This is a genomic window from Caldibacillus sp. 210928-DFI.2.18 (assembly GCF_020554505.1).
In the GTDB taxonomy this organism is placed as follows: Bacteria; Bacillota; Bacilli; order Bacillales; family Caldibacillaceae; genus Caldifermentibacillus; species Caldifermentibacillus hisashii.
The window spans coordinates 1-685 of sequence record NZ_JAJCHL010000210.1; the positions used below are offsets into that span (position 1 = coordinate 1).

General features: G+C 37.1%; 1 protein-coding gene. It reads left to right on the forward strand.

Annotated elements, in window-relative coordinates; genetic code table 11:
• On the forward strand, positions 1–586 hold a 586-nt coding region (locus LIZ98_RS17605), incomplete at its 5' end, for an ISL3 family transposase (RefSeq protein ID WP_227203181.1).
• Positions 587–685: the final 99 nt, after the last annotated feature.

Here is a 685-nt window from a genome sequence, read left to right on the forward strand (position 1 = left end):
AGAAATCAGTATTGATATGTCTCCAGCTTTTATTAAAGGTGTTGAAGAACAATTTCCAAATGCTTCACTGACTTTCGATAAATTTCATGTTATGAAAATGATTAATGAAGCACTAGACGAGACACGACGTAAAGAGCAAAGAAGCAATCCTGAGTTAAAAAACAGCCGCTATTCATGGATAAAAAATGAAAGCAATTTAAACCCTAAACAAAAAGAAACATTGTTAAAATTAAAAGATCAAGACTTAAAGACAGCGAAAGCATATCAGCTGAGAGTCGCATTTCAACGCTTTTGGGAGAAGGATATCTCTGAAGCAGAAGCTTATTTGGACGAATGGCTTTCTTGGGCAAGACGTTCCCAGATTCCTGATATGGTTAAAGTAGCCAAAAGCATACACAAGCATCGTGACGGCATCCTTCAATGGTTTAAAAGCCGTATCAATAATGGAATCCTCGAAGCAACAAACGGATTAATTCAAACGGCAAAACGACAAGCAAGAGGATACCGCTCAACCAAAAACTTAATAACGATGATCTATCTTATTGCAGGTGGATTGGATTTAAAGGTAACTGAGTTATCACAGTAACTCCTTCATTTGACTTACAGACCACCTAGTAGTTTCTATTTGGCTTGTCAAGTGCTTTCCTTGACAAGCCAAATAGAAACTACTACCCTTGTAAGTCAT